We start from the raw sequence: 20969 nt of genomic DNA on the forward strand, positions 1-20969 counted from the left end.
TTACAAACATGAAACCAATCATCGTCTTTTTATTCGTCCTTTTTTCAGCAGTCGGCTATACACAGATCACCGGAGACATTATCAGTGACGGTCGTAAAATTGAAACCGGAATAGAATACACCATGAAAGGTACGCAAGCCGGTATCATGGTATTCTCCATTTCAGTAAACATGGACGGAAAAGTCTCTGCATGCACCTTGATCAAAGAAGAATCAACCATTATCAGCACGCCCAGTATGATAAAAGCCAAGAACAGAATTCTTACCGGATTGACTTTTGAAAAAGGATATCATTTCCCTGAATTCCATGAAGGGAAGGTGACTATTGAGTTTGTGTTGTAGGTATTTTCATTTGTAATTTTTCAAAAACCCAGGTGAAAGAATTACTGAGAGATTCAATGGCAACTATACTTTTGAAATAATAGAAATTCTTTACCCATTCATTACAGGTTGATTTGAATCTTTTTGGAGAACAACCAAGCATTCAATCCAACTGGATAAATAGATTTTGAATAAAAAGATTATCTTTGATAGTATCAAATGATACTATCATAAATAGCATGAAGCCACCTTATAGGATAAGCGGAAAGATTTTAAAATTAGTTGCTTTAATTTCTGAGAAAATTGGTGAGGTGAACGCTGCACATTTAGCCAAACCACCACTCGAACTCAGGAAGAAAAACAGAATTCTAACTATTCATTCGTCTCTTGAAATTGAAGGAAACACATTAACCATCGAACAGATAACCGCACTAATTGAAAACAAAAAAGTAATTGGTCCTCAGAAAGATATTCAGGAAGTAAAAAATACTATTAGAGTGTATGATAATCTGGACAAATTTAATCCATACAAGTTTGATTCATTCCGCAAAGCTCACGCAATATTGATGAAAGGACTCATTGAATCTGCAGGCAAACTTAGAAGTAAATCGGTTGGTATTGTGAAGGGCTCACATGTTGCACACATTGCCCCCCCTAGTACAATGTTGAAACCATTAATGAATAATTTGTTTAACTATTTAAAAAATGACAATGAAATAATTTTAATTAAAAGTTGTGTATTCCACTATGAAATGGAATTTATTCATCCATTTATTGATGGAAATGGAAGAATGGGGAGATTGTGGCAAACACTGATTTTGAAAGATGTCTATCCTGTTTTTGAATATTTACCCATTGAGGCATTAATAAAAGAGCGGCAAAAAAAGTATTACAAATCACTTGAAAAGGCTGACAACACAGGAGAATCCACTGTATTCGTAGAATTTATACTTGAGATTATTTTTGAATCACTTCAAGACTTATTGAATACTCGGAACATCAGCTTGACAAATATTGATAGGATTAATTTATTCAAATCAATAGTGAAAAATCACTTCTTTACTCGAAAAGAATATTTGAAAAATTTCAGAGAAATCTCATCAGCAACAGCAAGTCGTGATTTGAAGTATGCCACTGAAAATGCATTAATTGAGAAGCATGGAGATAAAAACACGGCAAAATACCGATATATATAAACACCAATTCATTCCACTGCTCGATTATTAACGAATTATGCTATATTTGGTATGTTCTGAAAAGATATCTTTCCAACACAATTATATAGTAAGTGAAAAGATGATCATGATATAGAAAATCCAAAATCCAATAGATGAGAACTACATTTTTTATATTAGTTTTAATAGCTTCTAGAATGGTCTGGGCATCAAATCAACAAGACTCATTGCGTCCAAAATTTGGAATTGAATTGAACAGTTCTGCTTCACTGAGTTCGTTATGTATCACCCCTACATTTACGTACAGTTTTGGTGCAAAAAGTAAAATAACTTTTGGGATTGGTACAGGACTTTGGAATGCTTTCGAGTATAGCGGCGGGAAATTTTCCGGAATTGAATTTCAAGTCAACTACAAGTATTTTCCACACGGTGAAACTAATAGGGTGAATTTTTATTTTCAAGGAATTATGAAACATGCTTCTTTTCCCTATAAGAGCCCGCAAGGCTACAAGGAGATTAATCATGCAAATGAAATATTATTAGGCTATGGATTGGAAGTTCCAATCGGAAAAAAAATCTATATTTTAAATGACTTTGCCATTGGCGAAGTCATTTTTTTTGAGACCTATTCTAGCGGTATAAATTTTGGTGTAATAATTCCCAACATCTACGTTAAGTTCGGCGTTGGGTACAGATTCGGACTACAGTAAACCATTAGTTAAAAGAGCTAACATCTCACCCCCCTGTGCTTGCAGATTTAAAATAAATGTATTCTTATCCCCCCCCCTTTTTTAGCATTCCAACCCTCCCCTAATTTCTTAATAAAAGAAAAGCAACGTAAAATAGAAACTTGCGTCTCTGAAAAAAAATAATCATTCATGCTACGCACATTTTTATCACTGAGTCTTTTTGTTTCAATTGCGGCATCAGCCCAAATCACAAAAAAAGTTTGCTTTATTGGCAATAGTTATACTGCCACCAATGATTTGCCATCCATGGTTTCAAGTTTAGCTAACGCTGACGGAAACACCTTGGTAAAAGATGAGAATGCACCGGGTGGATACACCTTTGAATTGCATAGTACCAACGCTACTTCTCTCTCAAAAATTTCATCCAATACTTGGGATTATGTTGTGTTGCAAGAACAGAGTCAGCTCCCGTCATTTCCTTGGACACAAGTGACAACTGATGTTCTGCCTTTTGCTACAATTCTTTGTGATTCTATACGCAGCGCTAACCCTTGCGCCATTCCGCTGTTCTTTGATACCTGGGGTCGCCAGTTTGGTGACGATCAATGGGATTCCATTGACACGTTTACTGAAATGAATCAACGTCTCTATAACGCATACGAATACATGGCTGATGATAACAGCGGTATGCTTGCGCCTATAGGTATTGCGTTTGAACATATCAATAATGATATTGCGGCTGTGGTGCCATTTGCAAGTTTATATTCCGGTGATGGCAGCCACCCTTCTACCTATGGAACCTATTTAGCTGCTTGCATTTTTTATGAAACTATTTTTGGTGTTGACCCCAATGGCAATACCTATTATCCGGTAAGTATCACCGGTACACAAGCAGCCTATTTGCAAAGTGTAGCTCACCATGTTTTACATGATGTTGACTCCATTTCTCTTGATTTTACCCAACCTCTTGCTGATTTTGATTACACCCTTTCAGGCACTGAAATAAATTTCACCAATTTGAGCGAGCATGCCATGGAATATGCGTGGGATTTTGGTGATGGTAATAATTCCTCTCTTGAAAATCCGGTTCATGATTTTGGTGCATACGGAACTTATACTGTAACGCTGATAGCAACGTACTGTGATCGCGCTGACACCACTGAAATTATGATCACTTTAGACCATCTGCAATTGAACGAAGAACAACAGCAATTTCAGGTATATCCTAATCCGGCGAATAGTAATGGATTTAATTTGAGTGGATATTTGGCAAATGAACCGGTTGAAATTTTCTCAACGGATGGGCGCAAAGTAAAAACGATATTACCTGAAGAAACTACATACCCAATTATTTTACCTGCCGGAACCTATATTCTGAAAACAAAAACGAGCAGTGTGGTACTGCTCGTCTTGGAATGATAGTTTATTTTCTAATCTTCATGATCAGTTGAAAATGCCTCTGTTTGCTCATGCGGCATATAGTAAATTTTAACTTGAGCAGTATCTTTCAGAAAATCAATTTTACCTATTTCTGCACGTTTGATTTTTAGTCCGGTGCGTGCTTGAAGATCATCCAACAAGGCTTGATAATTTTCAGGTTTGATGTTTTCAATTTTTTCATACACGATAGATTTTACCGCCTCTTGTCTCATCAACCACCAATATTCTAAACCAAGCACCACCAGGGTAACTGAGATGTTGATAAATAACAATTCACCTAAACTGATTTGTTTACCGGCCAGCGCATTGATTACAGATAATCCGATAGCAATAAAAAGATACGACATTTCACGGATGCGCACCGTGTCTGTGCGGTATCGTATTATACCAAAAATTGCAAAAAGCCCTAAGCCCATTCCGGTATTGATCTCCAATTTCTTCAACGCAAAACAAATCATGAATGAAACGATGGAGATAGAATAGTAGGTAAACAGATAATCTTTATTTGATGTTTTGCGGTAATAAATATAACGGATGAGGATGGTGATGAACAAGAAGTTGATACCGAATCTGAAAAGTAATTTCAGCATATCTTCTGAATCAAATAATACATCAAATAAATCGCCCGAGGTTTTTGGTTCCATAGTTTATTGGAGTTTGTCAATTAGTAGAAGTTTATCTTTAAAATTATTCGCCTTTAGTTGAGGGTTGAGCGTAATACCGCCTACGCAATATTTACTCATGCTGTTTGGTCTCACGCCGTTATTTTTCATCAGGGTGTAGAACAAACTATTTCTATTTACATTCTCTTGCTTCAATTCGGCCACCACAATATTATCAAATACACGTTTATTATCTTTCCATTCAAAAGTAAGATTCAAATCAAGTGTCAATCGCTCAATTTCTTTTGTATTCACTAAGGTGATACGTTGAAAAGAGTTCCATAGTTTCGGTACCAGACTCACTTCACGTCCAATGACCTTATTGATGTATGCAATAGAATTTTCTGAGAGTTCAAGTTCAAAATCTTTCACCTTAGTTCTTCTCTTATCAGTTCGTCCTTTGAATTTATTTTTTATTTCAAGATAAAAAAGATTGGACTCAACATAATTTCTGATGCGCACTTTAAATCGGTTGCCTCGTCCATTGTGATGATCCAGAAAAAGTTGGAATCTCTCAGTATCATAATATAAGGTACGATAACTGGATAATTTTTTTCCTTCAATTTCTAAAACCCGATATGAATCTGCCAGTTGAGGTAAGATAGAATTAAAAAAGGAGCGACTCAACACAAATTTTGTATCGGTCCGGTTCATGAGTTTAACTGCATCCATTTCTTTGAGAGAAATAGGTTGAAAACCTTGCAGAATGGCTTCTTCATTGTATTTAGCTGGATTACTCACAGATTAACAAATGTAAAAGAAAAATCGGTCATAACATCAATCTTTCTATTCTACGGCAACAAATTAAAGAGGTTCATCGTAGAAGCATCTGCATGAAAACTGAAAAGCAAATTCACATTTCGTATAAAATTTCAGATACCCCTAAAGATTTTTCTGAAGATCAACAAGCAATTATTCAGCTTGCAAAGGACATGGCCGCCAATGCGTATGCGCCTTATTCTAACTTTCATGTTACAGCTATCGCATTACTAAAAAGTGGCAAAGTAGTGAAAGGCACTAATGTTGAGAATGCATCTTACCCTGTTGGAATATGTGCTGAGCGCAATGTACTGTCACATTGCATTTCAAATTATCCTGAAGACAAGATAACCTGCTTAGCTATTTATGCTGATCAGGATTTGGGGCAACCGGTTCCTCCGTGCGGCCTTTGCAGACAAACATTGCTTGAGGCTGAACAGAGACAAAAAAATCCAATTGAATTATTACTCATTGCAAAAAACGGAACCATTTTTCAAATTAATTCTTGCGCTGATTTATTGCCTCTGAATTTTAACTCAGGCTTTTTGAAAAAGTAAATACAAGGAAGGGTACTATTCATCATCATCATCCGAATCATTATCCGGATCAGGCAAATCAGTATCTTTAAAAGATTTAGACAAACTCATCAAAGGCATTTGCACGTTAAAATATAATTCGCGGATAGGTTTTTTCCTGAATTTTCTCTGTCCACGTTTTACAAAAATCAACAAATCACATCCATTCATTAGTTCTTGCTGTTTCACATTTAAGCCCAAGTCACCTACAATCCGATACTCATCATCAACACTGATAACCACGTAGGCAGATTCCTGCGTTAAGCCATCACCACTGGCGTAAATCACATCTAAAAAGGCAAAATAATGTCTGCCATATAATTTAGCAGATGCAGTATCACCTGACTCTAAATAGGCCAAAATCAACTTCAAGGTCACTTCAATGTCTACCGGATTTTCTTGCAGAACTGCCTTGCCCTTCACAATGGCTGAATCATACTGCCCAACTTCATACGTATCTAAAAAATCTTTTTTGGCATGGCTATTTCCGTACGGATGATAAAAATCTTGAAACACACAACCATAATACAAATGTTTGTAATGCTTGTACACCAAGGTGGTATCATGATTTATAACACGTTGTTGCAGGGATGGATAATAATATTCAGACGTTGGATTTTCAATATTTTGTTTGATTTCTGTAAAATTAATTCTGCCGATATGCTGAGCCCGCAGCAAGCCGTCAAAAATCAGGCAAAACAAAGCAATAACAAGATATTTCAATGCGGTTAACATGGGTACAATATAATGACTTTGGCAATCAAAGGTTACGCCAAAAAATAAAAACTATCTCAAATGTTTGTTTTACAAGTGAAACAAGGTGAGGTAGAATACGTAGAAAGCAGTTCAGTACAACAACTGACAAAATATTGAATTATATTTGTACGTCTTAGAGACAGCTAAAGGAATTATGGCAACTAAAACAGCAGACAAGACAGGGAAAACTGCCCGTAAAAGCGGAGCAACCAAGTTTTCAAAAGAGACTTATGTAAAGTGGTATCGTGACATGCAACTCATTCGCAAGTTTGAAGAGCGCTGCTCACAACTTTATATTCAGCAAAAATTTGGTGGATTCCTGCACTTATACATCGGGCAAGAGGCAGTAGCAGTAGGAACAGCCTCTGCATGTAAAACGGGAGATAAACACATAACCGCTTATCGTGATCATGGGCATCCAATTGCCTTAGGTACTGATCCACGCGTATTAGCGGCAGAACTTTACGGAAAAATTACCGGCTGCTCTAAAGGAAAAGGCGGATCCATGCACTTCTTTGACGTGTCTAAAGGATTTTACGGAGGACATGGAATTGTTGGGGCTCAAATACCTATGGGTGCCGGAATTGCCTTTGCAGAAAAATATAACGGAACACAAAATGTATGCTTCTGTTCATTTGGTGATGGCGCGGCAAGACAAGGTGCTTTGCATGAAACTTTCAACATGGCCATGCTCTGGAAACTGCCTGTAATTTTTATCATTGAAAATAATAATTACGCTATGGGCACAGCCGTGGAACGCACCACAAATGTGCTAGACATGTCTAAAATTGGTTTGTCTTACGAAATGCCTTCATTTGCTGTTGATGGCATGAGACCAGAAGCCGTACATGAAGCAATTGAATTGGCGGCAGAACGCGCCCGCAGAGGTGATGGCCCTACGCTACTTGACATTCGCACATACCGCTACAAAGGACATTCCATGTCTGATCCTCAAAAATATCGCTCAAAAGAAGAAGTGGCAGAATGGCAAGAACAAGATCCGATTGAACATTGTTTGCGCATTATTCGTGAAAATAATTTTCTCACAGAAAAAGAAATTGAAGACATTGATGCTTGGGTAAAAAATGAAGTTGATGACTCAATTCGTTTTGCTGAAGAATCACCTCTACCACCGGCAGAAGAATTATACAAAGATGTCTATAAACAGGATGATTATCCTTACGTAAAAGAATATTTAGCTTAACCCTTATCCAAAAAAATTATGGCTGAAATTGTTCGCATGCCAAAACTATCTGATACCATGACCGAGGGAGTTGTTGCGGCATGGCATAAAAAAATTGGTGACCCTGTGAAGTCAGGTGAACTGCTTGCAGAAATTGAAACTGACAAAGCAACCATGGAATTTGAATCATTCTATGATGGTGTGCTGCTTCACATTGGAGTTGAAAAAGGAAAAGCCGCACCGGTAAATAGCGTGCTTGCAATAATTGGAAAAGCAGGAGAAGATTTTGCTGCACTACTTGCTTCTGCAGGTGAATCAGAACCTATTGCCGCATCAACAAAACCAGATCCAAGTCCTGTTAAAACGGAAACTCTTACGCAAACCGTACCTGTGACAGTGACGCAACCTGTTGTCGTTAGTCAGCCGGTTAGTACAATACAATCCGGCAACGGAAGAATTTTTGCATCTCCTCTTGCAAAAAAAATTGCTGAAGAAAAAGGAATTGACCTTGCTCAAGTAAATGGAAGCGGTGAAAATAATCGCATTACAAAAAAAGATATTGAGAATTATAAACCGCAGGCCGGCGGTCATAAAAGTATTCAGCCAATTTACGCTGCTGCAACCGGAACAGAATCTTTTACAGAAGAACCTGTTTCTCAAATGCGCAAAGTGATTGCTCAACGTCTTTCAGAAAGTAAATTCAGCGCACCACATTTTTATCTTACCATGGAAATTGACATGGATAATGCAATTGCGGCGCGCAAACAAATCAATAATGATCAGGTAAAAATTTCATTTAATGACATGGTGATTAAAGCGGTTGCCATGGCTTTGAGACAAAATCCAAAAGTAAATTCATCGTGGTTGGGTGATCGTATTCGCTATAACAATCATATTCATATTGGCGTAGCAGTTGCTGTGCCTGATGGTTTGCTGGTACCTGTTGTACGATTTGCTGATAGCAAAGGACTTGCTCAAATTGGTGATGAAGTGCGTGTGTTTGCTCAAAAAGCAAAAGATAAAAAACTTCAACCGCAAGATTGGGAAGGAAACACGTTTACGATTTCCAATCTCGGTATGTTTGGCATTGAAGAATTTACTGCAATTGTAAATCCACCGGATTCATGCATACTTGCCATTGGCGGAATCAAACAAACACCGGTTGTAAAAAACGGACAGGTTGTTGCCGGCAATGTAATGAAAGTGACCTTGTCTTGTGACCATCGCGTGGTTGATGGAGCAACGGGTTCAGCCTTTTTGCAAACTTTTAAAGAATATCTTGAATCACCCGTTAAAATGTTGGTTTAATAATCCGAATTTTACTACAAGATTATTACCTGTCAACAATGAACACAATTCATTATCTGTGAATGTTTTTCATCATGCGTACTGACATTTATTCTGTCACCATCTCTGCCATTCCTTTGGTCATATAAGTTTCAGTGCGGCCTTTGTCATTGGTAAAAATGAGATACACATCCAACTTGAGGGTGTGATTATTTTCAAGAAAACGAATTGCTTTTTCGGTTCCCATCACCATAAAAGCAGTAGCAAGTGCATCAGCTGTACCACAATCATCAGCCACCACCGTTGCACTCAATAAGGTATGTTGAACCGGATAACCGGTGAATGGATCAATGGTGTGCGAATATTTTATACCATCTTTCTCATAGAATTTTCTGTATGATCCAGAAGTAGCTACGCTGCGATTGTTCACCTGAATAATATCTTGAAATTCTCTGTTTTCTGCTGTGGAATTTTCAATTGGTTTATCAATGGCAACACGCCACAAAACACCATCTGAATTGAGTCCTTTCACTCTGATTTCCCCACCTATCTCTACAAAATAATTTTTTGCACCGCGCCGTTCTAGTTCTTCTGCTATCACATCAACCGCAAGACCTTGCGCTATTGCATTAAAATCTAATTTTGCCCTGCTGTTGTGTTTTATAATTTTTGACAGCGGCAATACATTTCCGGCGGTATCATTTTTTGTCATGAACGTAAAATTCACCCCATCAGAAAAACCTACTAAGGCACGCAGTGAATCAACCGTAGCCGAATCAGGAACAAATTCAACGTTTTTCATGAATCCCCATCCGTCAACCAAAGGATAAACCGTTGGGTCAAAACTGCGTTCTGAAATTTGCCACATTTCTTTTGACAAAAGATAACACCGGTTAAAGTACCCGAACGAATCAACATACGTGAATTCACCTGCAGACGCTTCATTGAGTTGTGTCAAAACAGAATTAGGAATATAGGCACTTAATGCAAGATCAAACTGATGCAGTATTTCCTCAATTTCAGCAGTTGTAATGTCAATTTTATCATTGCAGATGACAGAAAAAGTGGTGCCCTGCGTATTGCCATAGAACTCTAAACGCTGTGTGCTATCTTGCCCGCTGGATGTATTTTTTTGTTCCGCCTGATTTCCGGAACATGACCAGGCCAACAAACCAACAATAAAGTATAAAGAAAAATATTTCATGGTATAACATCTGACCGCGTAAAAAACTGCGGCAGGCAGCAAAGTTACAAGGAATTTGCCAAACGACAATTCCGCCGGCGCGAGCATCTTGCTTGTACTTTTTACCAACCATCCTGCTGGCGCGAGAATTCTACGATACCAAAGACCCGCTGGCGCGAGCATCTTGCTCGTGCCTTACAACCAAGGCAATTAATTTCTATTCAGCGTTGCGGCCTCTGTTTCATCTTGCCATTGGTATTCAGAAATCGGTTGTCCATCGCGAGAATAGGTGATAGTTCCGTAACGGGTTTGTACTTTTTCATAGTTATAACCGGTTCCGTTAATTACTACAATGCGGCGGACGATGTATTTAGACAATAATCCATTTTCATCATTAATGGCAAATACTTCTTCAGTTACCCCTTCAGGATATTTCTCACCCAATTCATTTTTCATAGGTGGATTATCTTTTACAGTCTCTTCGTGTTTTACTTCTTCAATATAATCTTCAGTAACCGCCACCTCTTCATTATTGCCATCAGAGATGGTTTTATTTTCTTCTACAATATCTTCCACTGCATCATTGGTTTCATCAGAATTCATGGTAGCTTTATTATCTGCCTGAGTATCAAAATTAGCTTTTTGATCAGTGAGTGTTTCCGTATTGTCTTTGGTGATGTGGCTATTATCTTCATTCAGTTCTGAAAGATTGTCTTTGTAATCTTGCAATTCAAGATCAATTTCAACCACATTCTCTTCGTAGTCTTGTCGTGGTTGATCATTGCCTGCGTTTTGTTCTTCAATCACAATTTCCAAATCATCTAATTTATCATCTGAAGTGTTCACCACATTATTTTGATCATTGGAATTATCACTGGTATTTTCTTCAATTAGCAATTCGGTATCTTCAACTTTTTCTTCTGTCTCTTGACGAGGGATGTCATTATCCATATTGTTCTGTTCAATATCAATAGACATTTTTTCTTCATAGGTTTTTGACTCAAAGGTTTCATCATACTGATCGTCCGCAATGTTGCGGTCAGAATTTTCTTTATCAACAGTATAATCACTAAGCTCTTCAGCAGACTCTTCTCTAGGAATATCATTATTTACATTTTCAGCAATGCGTTCGTCAATGAGAACTTCAGTATTTTCTTTAACGTCCATTACTTCATCTTCCTGGCTCCAACTGTTTTGATTATTTTCATTGATGAGCACTACGTTCAAATCTTCAACATACACCTCTGTATTTTTTCGCTCAACATCATTGTTCGGATCGTTGGTGATGTTTTCAATTTGCATTACCTCAACGTAATCTGTTCCTTCATGCACTTCATTAGTTTGATCATTGGTATTGCTGCGTTCTTCGTATTCGTTTTCAACTTTTATTCGTTCAACATCAGCGAGGTATTCTTCTCTTGGATGATCATCTTCATCATTGCGCTCTTCAATTTCAATATTCATATTAGTTACGCCCTGATTGGTGAGATGCATATCATTTTCATTGGTTCTTCCCCAATCATATTCTTCTTCTTCCAAGGTGATTTGCATATCAATTACTTCCAGATTAGCCTCGGTTCTGTGTACTTCAGCACTCCATTCCTTTTCTTCCAAATCCTGGTTAATTTTGTTTGCTTCGTTGGTAGTTTCAAATGATTCATTGGTTTGAATATCGGAATTAGCAGTGTTTTCATCTTCAGCAGAAACGCGTTGTTGCTCTACTTTTTGATTCACCATGAATTGTCGCTGATCTTCAGCCTCAAGCAATTGTGCTTCAATATCTACTTCAGTTGTATTTACCGGATCACCATAATCAGGCAGTGGATTAGAATCTTGCACGCAACGTTTTGGATCTATCAGACAAACCAATTCATCTAATTTCACTTTTGGATACGGATCAGACGGCTTCAATGAAAGCGCACGTTCGTATAATGATTTTGCCTTGGTGTAATTTTTTGCAGCAAAATACTCATCTGCTTTTTTGATAATTTTTTGATATTCTGCTTCAATTTCAGTTGTTGATTGTTGCTGCTGATTTTTATCAATGATGGCAATTTGATCACGGCAGTATTTATCATCTTTAATATCGAGCGCTTTTAGGTAATATTCTTTTGCTTCTTTCCATTGAGATTTTTCAAAATACGTATTGGCTTGTAAAACATATTTATCAAATTCACTTTGTGATTTTTGGTTATCCAGCAATTGATTTATTTCTGCAATGCGTTTCTGCACGTAAGTATCACCGGGCTTCATGGTGAGGGCGCGTTTATAATAATCAAGTGCTTTTAGGTAATCACCTTCATCAAATTTCTTTTGAGCTGCGGTAAGAATTTTTTGATATTCCTGTTCAGCTTCATCAACTGATTTTTCTTTTTCTCTGCGTTCCGCCTCTTGAATCTGATTGGTTGCATACGCATCATTTGGCTTTACACCTAATGCTTGCTGATACACCGGAATTGATTCAAGATATTTACCTTGATTGAAGAGTGCATCTGCCTGAGAAATATAATTGTTGTATTCGGTGTCTTGCTGTTGAACCTGATTCTGTTCATTCATTTTTGTATTGATCTCAGAGATGCGTCCTTGTGGATATGGTTCGCCCGGTTTTTTCAATAATGCTTCTTTATATTTTGCCAGTGCTACTGTCCAGTTTTGAGAATTGAATGCAATGTCTGCCTCTTTGATCAGCGCGTTATATTCATTCTCTAATTTCTGTTGCTCTTGTTGCGAGTTTTGTCTTTCTGTTTTGATGCGGTTAATCTCATCAATCATCTGTTTTGGATACGGGTCATATGCTTTAAGATTCAAGGCATTATTATAATAAACGAGTGCTTCATCCAAGCGATCTTCTTTTTTCAAATTGTCTGCTTTCTGAACAATTTTCTGATAATTGGCTTCTACCTCAGCATCAGTTTCAAGCTTCATTTGTTTTTCAATCTCAGTAATCTGATTAGTTGCGTAAGTATCATTTGGCTTAATCATCAACGCTTCACGATATAATTCTCTGGCCGATTCCCATGACTTAGCAGTAAACGCCGCATCAGCCTCTCCAATTTTTGATTTGTATCGTTGCTCTTGCTGTTCTTGTTCACTCTGTTGAGAAATCAATGTATTCAACTGCCCAATTTTTTGTGAAATGGAAGGATCAGGTTTGATCTTAATCGCTTCCTGATAACTTGCCAATGCCTTTTGGTAGTCTTTTGAATTATACGCTGCATCACCGGCAGCAACAAAATCTTTAAACTGCTGTTCTTTCTCTGCCTGTTCTTTCTGCGTTTGCAATTTTTGTTTTATCTCAGAAATTTTTTGTTGCGGATAGGTTTCAGAACTTTTAATTGCGCTTGCCTCTTCATACTTAGCAAGCGCTGCTTCTAAATTCCCGGCTTTATAAAGTGCATCAGCTTCTTTGATTGCGGCATCATATTTTGCTTGCAGTTGTTGCTCATTCTGCGTTTTTGAAATCAGGTCATCAATCTCTTTAATTTTTGTTTGTATGGCAGGGTCTTGTTTTAGCTCATACGCTTTTTGATAGTACATTTTTGCATTGGTATAATCTTTTGCATTGAAGTATTGATCAGCCTTTGCCATGTAATCTTTATACTGCTGTTCAAGCTGCGCCTGTTTTTGCTCTTCTTCCTGAATTTTTTTAATGTCGTTGATTTTTTGCGTAGCCGCCGAATCACCTGGTTTCAACGCCAATGCCTTAGTATACCTGTCAATGGCTGCCGTATAATCTTTGATGTTTTTCAAATCATCTCCTTCTTTCATGAAGGCTTGATAATCTTTTTCAAGTTGCTCAGCTTTCTGCTGATCTGCCAGAATTTTATCAATGGCAATGATTTGATTTTTTGGATCAGCCTGATCAGGTTTCACATCACTGGCTTGCTGATATTTTTGTTTTGCTTCAAGATATTTTTTCTGATCAAAGAGGGCTTTTGCCTCGGTCATGTATCGGTTATATTCTTCATTCTTCTGAGTTTCCAGACTTTGTTTTTCCAATTCTTTATTACAGATATCAATTTTAGCCAATGCGGTTGGATCATTTGGTTTGAGTACCAATGCGGCCTCAAATTTTTGTTTTGCACTGGCCCAATTTTTTTGTGTGATGAAGGTTTCTCCTTCGGTCATTAATTTTTTATAATCTGCTTCTAATTTTTGCGCAGCATCTTTTTCTTCTTGTTGTTTTTTGAGGATTTCATCAATTTTAGCAATTTGTGCAGTTGCTGTAGGATCGCCTTGTTTAACACCTAAAGCTTCAGTATATTTTTGTCTGGCAACAGTATAATTTTGTGTATTGAAAGCAGCATCAGCCTCTTTCATGAGGGTTTGATATTTGGCTTCTAATTCTTTTTCTTTAGCCTCAGCCTGCTCTTTTTCAAGTTTGAGTTTTTTAGCCTGATCTAATTTAGCTTGTACTGCAGGGTCCGCTTTAATTGCGAGTGCTGCAGTATACTTGGTAATTGCATCGTCATACAATTTTGAATTCATGGCGACATCACCTTCAGCCACCAATTTGTTGAATTGATCAGCTTGCTCTTTTTGTTTGTTGAGTTCTTGCTCAATCAGTGCAATCTGACCTTGAACGTAAGTATCGGTTGGTTTAATTGCAAGACATTCTTTATACAAGGCAAGAGCCTCTTCATATTTTTTGCCCGTGTAGGCAATTTTTGCTTGCTCTAATTTTGCCGCATACGCTTTGGCATCCGCATCTGCTTTCTCTTTGTCTGCTTTTTTCTTTTTGGCTTCATCTAATTTTGCTTGTGCTGTTGGATCACCCGGAATTACGCGCAGGGCTGACTCAAATTGCGTGATGGCGATGTCATATTTCTCTGTTGTCATCGCGTCATTCCCTGCCTTCATGTAGGCTGCATAATCTTCTTGACGCTTTTTCTCTTCTGCCTCTTTCTTTTCGTTTTCAAGGCGTTGTTGTTCCATTTGTTTCTTCAGAGCTTCAATTCTCTTGAGCATCTCATTGGAATAGGACGGATCATGATTGACATATCCGGCTTCATCTATGGTAAACTTAGCCATGGGCGTGGTTTCTAAAAAAGCAAAATCAACCCCGTCTACCTTTTTGAAGATAGACACTTCCATATCTCTGTAAAGATCTTTTGGCAAATCTTCAGGGTATTTGTAGGTCGCATCAATGTATACCTGCTTTGTAACAAATCCTTCTTTTTTAATATAAATTGTGTAGGTATGATTGATAGGAAGATCAACAATCGGGCACTTACCATTGGAAGCTGTTGTGGTTGTTTCAAATGCTCTCCCGTCTTGAAGAATTTCAATTGTTGCTCCGGCTAATTTTTTTCCAAGGTCATCATCATTTACAATAGCATAAAAATGAATCATGGGATCCTGCGCCTTCACAAGCCCTGACACCAATAGCAATATAAGCAGTAAAAACCGTTGCATTTAATCTATTATACCTTGTTCAACTAAAAAGGTTCATTTTATTTTTACTCATTACAAATCAACATCTTAACATTGTTGTGTTGCAAAATTTCAATGTCACCAAAGCAATAAGACATTGAATTCTGATACATTCGTTAATTGCAGTGTAATACACAAATATCTGAAAAAAAGCCGGACACTGTTGCGGTATAACACGAAAAGCAAGAAAAGTTAACGAAAATCAATCCCTGATTTCAACATGAAACCACCTGAAAAACGAATTACGGAATCAGAATCATCGTATAAAAATTTAGAAAAACTGAGTATTGGCGAGCTTTTGACCAATATTAACCGAGAAGATAAAACGGTTCCGTTGGCTGTTGAAAAAATATTGCCGGACATAGAACGCTTTGTTGTGATGGCATTACAAAGGATGAAAACCGGAGGACGACTTTTTTATATAGGAGCAGGCACCAGCGGACGCCTTGGAATTGTTGATGCATCTGAATGTCCACCCACATTTGGTGTTCCGCATGGATTGGTTATTGGCATAATTGCCGGCGGAGATCAAGCCATACGCAAAGCCGTTGAATTTGCTGAAGATGACAGGCAACAAGGCTGGAAAGATTTACAGGAACATAAAATTTCAGAAAATGATTGCCTGGTAGGTATTGCGGCTTCAGGCAGCACGCCTTATGTGTGCGGAGCCATTGAAACTGCTCGTGAAAAAGGAATTTTGACCGGTGCCATCACGTGTAATCCGGGCAGTGAATTAAGTCGCGTAGCAGAATATGCCATGGTACCTGTTGTAGGTCCCGAATTTGTCACCGGATCAACTCGCATGAAATCAGGCACCGCACAAAAATTAGTCCTCAACATGATTTCTACCAGCCTGATGATTGGTCTTGGCCGTGTTAAAGGAAACCGCATGGTGGATATGCAACTCAGCAATAATAAATTGGTTGATCGGGGAACACGCATGTTGATGGATGAATTACATATTGACTATGAAACCGCAAACCGTTTATTGCAAACACATGGAAACGTGCGCAAAGCAATTATTGCCTGGGAGAATAAGTTGAAAGGGTGATGAATTGTTTGCGATTTAAATCAAATTTATACCAATGATTTTTTACGTTACGGTTGTCAATGTAGGCGCAGGTCGCGACGTGCGCCTACATTAACAACGGGAGGTTTGAGTATTTTTTCATATATTTAATGTATCAATTTCAATAACCATGGCTACAATCACAATTACCTCAGATCAACTTGACAACAACAGGTTGGATGCCATTAAAGCATTTCTTGGAGCATTAAAAATTAAATACGAAATCTCTAACGATTACGATATTCCACAGGAACATAAAAACCTAGTTCAAGAGCGCATTAAAAAAAACAAAAAGCCGGTGAACTGGAAAGATGTAAAAGACAATTTTGATGGAATTTAAAATTGACCCTGCTGCGTTAGCAGATATACAGCAAGAGATTAATTATTACAATTCAAAACAAAAAGGACTTGGAAAAAAATACCATGCTGAAGTAAAAAAGTTCTTTTCGGCAATTCAGAAAATCCCTTTTACCAGACCCGATATGAAAATGTAAGGTGTCTACCGCTAAAAAAGTTCCCCGCCATGATTCATTTCACAGTTGATGAAAAAGCTGATGTTATAGTTGTGTGGGCTGTTCTTAATACTTACCTTGATCCTAAGAAGAATTGGAAGAAAAAGTGAAATTGATTTTCAAATAGTGACATAAATCAAGAGGCGCAAAGCAATTATTGCCTGGGAGAATAAGTTGAAATGGTGATGAATTGTTTGCGATTTAAATCAAATTTATACCAATGATTTTTTACGTTACGGTTGTTAATGTAGGCGCAGGTCGCGACCTGCGCCTACATTAACAACAAGAAAAACACACCCTTTTTCACCCTGCCACAACCTCTACCATGTGAGCACGGTCAAAATATTTTTTGGCAAGATTCATCAGATCATCTGACGTAATTTTATGAATAGCCTGAATGAAATCATTGTAATACGAAACATTCAGTTCATTGAACCAGATATTTTTAAAGCTGTCCATCATAGCTGCCGCACCGTCTGACTGACGAAGAAATTCACCGAGCATATAATTTTTTACTCGTTCCAATTCATCAGCAGGAATCGGCTCATTTTTCAGTCTATCTAATTCCACATAAATTTCATGAATAGTTGCCTCTGTCACTTCTTTTGCCACTTCAGTTGAAACAAAAAAGTAGGCCTGATCTTCTAATACCGCAACGGCTGAACCAATACCATAGGTGTATCCTTTATCTTCACGAATATTGGCCATGAGCCGTGAACCAAAATATCCACCGAGAATGGTGTCCAGCACCTGCAAACCAAAATAATCTTCATGTTTTTTATTCACTGCAATGCGCCCGATTCGAATAGCTGATTGTATTGCATCTTTCTTCTCAACATAGGTTCTTCCTGTTACTGAGTGTGCAGGTTTTTTTTCATACACGGGTTTTGTTTTTCCCAAATGTGAAGTCCAAGCACGAATTTCATCAATGAATTTTTCATCTACATCACCGACTAAAAACAGTACCGGTTTTGCATTGAGGTAAAACGACGTATAAAAGGCAAGTAAATCTTCTCTTGTCAAGGCATTGAAATCTGATAATTCAGCTGCTTGCCCGTATGGATTATCTGTACCAAAAAGACAAGCATTGAATTTGCGCTGACATAAAAATTTTACTTTTTCAGAATCAATTTTAAATCTTGACAAAGCAATATTTAATTCTTCATCAAACTCTTTTTGCGGGAATTCACAAGACAAAAACGCATCAGAAAAAACACGAAAAATAGCGCTGATATTTTCACGCAAACCATAAATGCTGATAGCTGCATGATCTTTGTCTGCCTCATCTTGAACAAAGCCGCCGTAAAAATCAATTTCTTCTGAAATAGTGCGCGCCGACTTAGTTGCATTACCACTCAGCAATAATTTATTGGTAAAACCTGCTACTAATTTTTTTGTCTGATATTTGGTGCCGGCGTACCACTCAATTTCTAATTTGACTGATTCATCTTTCACCTCTTTCATCCAAAAAAGCGTGACATCATTTTCAAGTTTTATTTCTTGTGGCAATACCAGATCTAACTGTTTTGCCTTTACAATTTCAGGTGCTGTATTACGGTTCATTTTTTGGCTGTAATCATTAAGGTGGATAAATTTTCTTTGCGGAAAACAGATTTACAAAAATGCTGTATTTCATCTGCCGTGATGGCATCATACTTATTCAGCTCATCATTGACCAGTTCTGCCTTGCCAAGTAATTCAAAAAATGCAATATTCATCACGCGGTTCATCAAACTTTGCTCAGAAAATACTTTGCTGGTTTTGAATTTATTTTTCACTTTGATGAGTTCATTTGCTTCTATTTTTTCATCTGCCATCATCATCAACTGATTCCAGATTTCTTCTTTTGCTGTTTCAAAACTTATTCCTTCATTCATATTACCTGAAACAAGGAATAATCCATCTTCCCACCCACCGGAAATATAAGCTGATATAGATGAAAATAATTTTTTCTCTGCAATGAGCGCATGATATAATCTTGATGACTTGCCACGCGATAAAATATCAGAAGCCAAATCACCCAAGTAATGTTCCTTTGTCATGCGATGCCCCATTCTGAACGCCATATAAATTGCTGAAGACGGCACTTCACGTTCAACTCGCAATTCACGCTCTTCATGCTGAGGAGGCTCAGGTGCAAGATTTCTTTTATTGTCACCGCGTGCAGGAATAGAACCAAACCATTTTTGCGCTAATTCTTTTACATGATCTAATGTTGTGTTTCCACCAACAACCAAAATTGCATTATCAGGTCCGTAATATTTAAAGAAGAAAGATTTTACATCTTCCATTACCGCTTGTTCAATATGGCTGATTTCTTTACCAATAGTTGCCCATTGATACGGGTGCTGTTTATAAATAAGCGGACGAAATAATAACCAAACATCGCCGTAAGGCTGATTCAAATAACGCTGTTTAAATTCTTCTATTACCACGTTGCGCTGCACTTCCAAACTTTTATCTGTAAACGCAAGTTCAAGCATCCGATCACTTTCTAACCAAAAAGCAGTTTCCAAATTTTGCACCGGAAGAATATCATAATAATTGGTGATATCATTATTGGTAAACGCATTACATTCACCACCGGCCAACTGCAAAGGATTATCAAAACTTTCAATATTTTTTGACCCGCCAAACATAAGATGCTCGAATAAATGTGCAAACCCGGTGCGATTTGGATCCTCATCTCGCGCACCGACATTGTACAAAATATTCACCACCGCCATAGGGGTTGTTTCATCCCGGTGAAAAATTACTTTCAATCCGTTTTCAAGTGTAAATCTTTCAAATGTGATCATGCAAAACGATAATTAGGTGAGCTGAGTGATTCAAGTGCAAGATGATATTCTGCCATGATATCTTCAATAATTTTTGCGGCCGGTTTAATATCACGAATGATGGATGAAATCTGCCCAATTTCTAATTCACCTTCCGTTAAATCACCTTCAAACATACCTTTCTTAGCACGACCTCTGCCAAGCAAAGCTTTTAATTCATCTATTGAAACACCATCAGCATACGCCTTTTGAACGCGCTGATAAAATTCATTCTTGATTAAACGCACCGGGGTAATTTCTTTTAAAGTCAGATGCGTTCCTCCATCCGGTGTTTGTATCACGGTATTTTTAAAATTTTCATGCGCTGATGATTCTGTTGATGCAACAAACCGGCTTCCCATTTGAACAGCATCTGCCCCTAAAACCATAGCCGCTAACATGCCTCTCCCGGTTGCAATTCCGCCTGCGGCAATCACCGGAATATTTAGAGCCTGACGCACAGCCGGAATCAAAGTTAAGGTAGTTGTTTCATCTGCACCATTATGCCCACCTGCTTCAAAACCTTCTGCTACCACCGCATCTACACCGGCTTCTTGCGCTTTTAATGCAAATTTTACACTGGCAATTACATGCACTACTTTTATGCCTTCAGCTTTTAATTGAGCAGTCCATGTTTTTGGATTTCCTGCAGAAGTAAAAACAATAGGCACCTGATGTTTTTTAATGAGCTCAACATGCCTGTCAATGTCAGGATAAATCATAGGCAAATTCACCGCAAAGGGTTTGTTGGTTGCCGCTTTGCATTTTTGAATATGCTGATCTAAAATTTCAGGATACATTGAACCTGAACCAATGATACCTAACCCACCGGCATTGCTCACAGCTGATGCCAGTTCATGTCCTGAACACCAGATCATGCCACCTTGAATGATTGGGTATTTTATACCTAAGAGTTTTGTTATTGCATTTTGACTCATCGTTGATAATGGTTATTTATTATTCAATTCCCTTTAACTACAAGCATCAGAAAGTTTTTTTACACCTCTGCTGCCTCCCCATCTTAAGGGCTTGCCAAGTTAGTAATAATTCAGGCTGAACCGTTTGTTTTTGGCGAATCACAATTTTTTAGTACTTTAGTGGTTTAGAATA

Annotated in this window: 18 protein-coding genes; 10 read left to right on the plus strand and 8 right to left on the minus strand. The window is 37.8% G+C overall.

The features are described 5' to 3' along the window. Positions 1-8 precede the first annotated feature (8 nt). The 4 genes from IPH66_10650 (at position 9) to IPH66_10665 (ending at position 3603) form a co-directional block, all read left to right on the plus strand. Positions 9-341: a hypothetical protein gene (locus tag IPH66_10650; GenBank protein MBK7129807.1), complete on the plus strand. Its 333-nt coding sequence runs from the start codon at positions 9-11 to the stop codon at positions 339-341. A 218-nt stretch (positions 342-559) separates the two neighbouring features. Further along, entirely contained in the window at positions 560-1516 is a 957-nt protein-coding gene (locus tag IPH66_10655) for a Fic family protein (protein MBK7129808.1), read from the plus strand. A 134-nt stretch (positions 1517-1650) separates the two neighbouring features. After that, complete coding sequence (locus IPH66_10660; protein ID MBK7129809.1) at positions 1651-2205, plus strand: hypothetical protein; 555 nt, start codon at positions 1651-1653, stop codon at positions 2203-2205. Positions 2206-2373: 168 nt separating this feature from the next. Further along, on the plus strand, positions 2374-3603 hold the full coding sequence (locus IPH66_10665; GenBank protein MBK7129810.1) for a T9SS type A sorting domain-containing protein: 1230 nt from the start codon (positions 2374-2376) through the stop codon (positions 3601-3603). An 11-nt stretch (positions 3604-3614) separates the two neighbouring features. Here the strand turns inward: IPH66_10665 and IPH66_10670 are convergent, their stop codons facing one another. Both IPH66_10670 and IPH66_10675 read right to left on the minus strand, forming a co-directional pair. Further along, on the minus strand, positions 3615-4268 hold the full coding sequence (locus tag IPH66_10670) for a DUF4956 domain-containing protein (GenBank protein MBK7129811.1): 654 nt from the start codon (positions 4266-4268) through the stop codon (positions 3615-3617). Positions 4269-4271: 3 nt separating this feature from the next. After that, positions 4272-5027 carry a polyphosphate polymerase domain-containing protein gene (locus IPH66_10675; protein ID MBK7129812.1) on the minus strand — a complete coding sequence of 252 codons (756 nt, stop codon included), beginning with the start codon at positions 5025-5027 and terminating at the stop codon, positions 4272-4274. A 92-nt stretch (positions 5028-5119) separates the two neighbouring features. Between IPH66_10675 and IPH66_10680 the strand changes: the two genes are divergently transcribed. After that, entirely contained in the window at positions 5120-5602 is a 483-nt protein-coding gene (locus tag IPH66_10680; GenBank protein MBK7129813.1) for a cytidine deaminase, read from the plus strand. A 15-nt stretch (positions 5603-5617) separates the two neighbouring features. Here IPH66_10680 and IPH66_10685 read toward each other — a convergent pair whose 3' ends face one another. After that, complete coding sequence (locus IPH66_10685; protein MBK7129814.1) at positions 5618-6355, minus strand: DUF4919 domain-containing protein; 738 nt, start codon at positions 6353-6355, stop codon at positions 5618-5620. 175 nt (positions 6356-6530) lie between these two features. Between IPH66_10685 and pdhA the strand changes: the two genes are divergently transcribed. Together pdhA and IPH66_10695 are read left to right on the plus strand one after the other, a co-directional pair. Continuing rightward, positions 6531-7580 carry a pyruvate dehydrogenase (acetyl-transferring) E1 component subunit alpha gene (gene pdhA / locus IPH66_10690; protein MBK7129815.1) on the plus strand — a complete coding sequence of 350 codons (1050 nt, stop codon included), beginning with the start codon at positions 6531-6533 and terminating at the stop codon, positions 7578-7580. A gap of 18 nt (positions 7581-7598) precedes the next feature. Further along, positions 7599-8867 carry a pyruvate dehydrogenase complex dihydrolipoamide acetyltransferase gene (locus tag IPH66_10695; protein MBK7129816.1) on the plus strand — a complete coding sequence of 423 codons (1269 nt, stop codon included), beginning with the start codon at positions 7599-7601 and terminating at the stop codon, positions 8865-8867. A gap of 88 nt (positions 8868-8955) precedes the next feature. On the opposite strand, the gene IPH66_10700 is transcribed toward IPH66_10695, so the two are convergent. Both IPH66_10700 and IPH66_10705 read right to left on the minus strand, forming a co-directional pair. After that, the gene (locus IPH66_10700) at positions 8956-10050 is read right to left on the minus strand and encodes an FAD:protein FMN transferase (protein ID MBK7129817.1); all 1095 of its coding nucleotides are present in this window, start codon (positions 10048-10050) and stop codon (positions 8956-8958) included. Between the two features lie 189 nt (positions 10051-10239). Further along, a complete protein-coding gene (locus IPH66_10705; GenBank protein MBK7129818.1) occupies positions 10240-15444 on the minus strand; it encodes a tetratricopeptide repeat protein in 5205 nt (1734 codons plus the stop codon). A 238-nt stretch (positions 15445-15682) separates the two neighbouring features. On the opposite strand from IPH66_10705, the gene murQ reads away from it, so the two are divergent. The 3 genes from murQ (at position 15683) to IPH66_10720 (ending at position 17025) form a co-directional block, all read left to right on the plus strand. Continuing rightward, entirely contained in the window at positions 15683-16513 is an 831-nt protein-coding gene (gene murQ, locus IPH66_10710; GenBank protein MBK7129819.1) for an N-acetylmuramic acid 6-phosphate etherase, read from the plus strand. A 148-nt stretch (positions 16514-16661) separates the two neighbouring features. After that, on the plus strand, positions 16662-16871 hold the full coding sequence (locus IPH66_10715; protein ID MBK7129820.1) for a hypothetical protein: 210 nt from the start codon (positions 16662-16664) through the stop codon (positions 16869-16871). After that, positions 16861-17025, plus strand: a complete 165-nt coding sequence (locus tag IPH66_10720; GenBank protein MBK7129821.1) for a hypothetical protein — start codon at positions 16861-16863, stop codon at positions 17023-17025. The genes IPH66_10715 and IPH66_10720 overlap by 11 nt, the downstream gene beginning before the upstream one ends. Before the next feature lie 321 nt (positions 17026-17346). Here IPH66_10720 and IPH66_10725 read toward each other — a convergent pair whose 3' ends face one another. Genes IPH66_10725 through IPH66_10735 form a run of 3 tightly spaced genes read right to left on the minus strand, consistent with a single transcriptional unit; the run spans position 17347 to position 20797 of the window. After that, positions 17347-18606 carry an insulinase family protein gene (locus IPH66_10725; protein ID MBK7129822.1) on the minus strand — a complete coding sequence of 420 codons (1260 nt, stop codon included), beginning with the start codon at positions 18604-18606 and terminating at the stop codon, positions 17347-17349. Beyond that, entirely contained in the window at positions 18603-19841 is a 1239-nt protein-coding gene (locus IPH66_10730) for an insulinase family protein (GenBank protein ID MBK7129823.1), read from the minus strand. Before IPH66_10730 ends, IPH66_10725 begins: the two co-directional genes overlap by 4 nt. Beyond that, a complete protein-coding gene (locus IPH66_10735) occupies positions 19838-20797 on the minus strand; it encodes a nitronate monooxygenase (GenBank protein ID MBK7129824.1) in 960 nt (319 codons plus the stop codon). Before IPH66_10735 ends, IPH66_10730 begins: the two co-directional genes overlap by 4 nt. Between the last annotated feature and the right edge of the window lie 172 nt (positions 20798-20969).

It is taken from the genome of Crocinitomicaceae bacterium (assembly GCA_016708105.1).
Lineage (GTDB): Bacteria > Bacteroidota > Bacteroidia > Flavobacteriales_D > Crocinitomicaceae > JADJGJ01.

Bases quoted from the DNA above. Each gene is read 5' to 3' on its own strand.
- IPH66_10695 (MBK7129816.1), top strand. From the start codon at position 7,599: ATGGCTGAAATTGTTCGCATGCCAAAACTATCTGATACCATGACCGAG.
- murQ (MBK7129819.1), top strand. From the start codon at position 15,683: ATGAAACCACCTGAAAAACGAATTACGGAATCAGAATCATCGTATAAA.
- IPH66_10715 (MBK7129820.1), top strand. From the start codon at position 16,662: ATGGCTACAATCACAATTACCTCAGATCAACTTGACAACAACAGGTTG.
- IPH66_10650 (MBK7129807.1), top strand. From the start codon at position 9: ATGAAACCAATCATCGTCTTTTTATTCGTCCTTTTTTCAGCAGTCGGC.
- IPH66_10705 (MBK7129818.1), bottom strand. From the start codon at position 15,444: ATGCAACGGTTTTTACTGCTTATATTGCTATTGGTGTCAGGGCTTGTG.
- IPH66_10660 (MBK7129809.1), top strand. From the start codon at position 1,651: ATGAGAACTACATTTTTTATATTAGTTTTAATAGCTTCTAGAATGGTC.
- IPH66_10735 (MBK7129824.1), bottom strand. From the start codon at position 20,797: ATGAGTCAAAATGCAATAACAAAACTCTTAGGTATAAAATACCCAATC.
- IPH66_10725 (MBK7129822.1), bottom strand. From the start codon at position 18,606: ATGAACCGTAATACAGCACCTGAAATTGTAAAGGCAAAACAGTTAGAT.
- IPH66_10685 (MBK7129814.1), bottom strand. From the start codon at position 6,355: ATGTTAACCGCATTGAAATATCTTGTTATTGCTTTGTTTTGCCTGATT.
- IPH66_10655 (MBK7129808.1), top strand. From the start codon at position 560: ATGAAGCCACCTTATAGGATAAGCGGAAAGATTTTAAAATTAGTTGCT.
- IPH66_10680 (MBK7129813.1), top strand. From the start codon at position 5,120: ATGAAAACTGAAAAGCAAATTCACATTTCGTATAAAATTTCAGATACC.
- IPH66_10670 (MBK7129811.1), bottom strand. From the start codon at position 4,268: ATGGAACCAAAAACCTCGGGCGATTTATTTGATGTATTATTTGATTCA.
- IPH66_10665 (MBK7129810.1), top strand. From the start codon at position 2,374: ATGCTACGCACATTTTTATCACTGAGTCTTTTTGTTTCAATTGCGGCA.
- pdhA (MBK7129815.1), top strand. From the start codon at position 6,531: ATGGCAACTAAAACAGCAGACAAGACAGGGAAAACTGCCCGTAAAAGC.
- IPH66_10700 (MBK7129817.1), bottom strand. From the start codon at position 10,050: ATGAAATATTTTTCTTTATACTTTATTGTTGGTTTGTTGGCCTGGTCA.
- IPH66_10720 (MBK7129821.1), top strand. From the start codon at position 16,861: ATGGAATTTAAAATTGACCCTGCTGCGTTAGCAGATATACAGCAAGAG.
- IPH66_10730 (MBK7129823.1), bottom strand. From the start codon at position 19,841: ATGATCACATTTGAAAGATTTACACTTGAAAACGGATTGAAAGTAATT.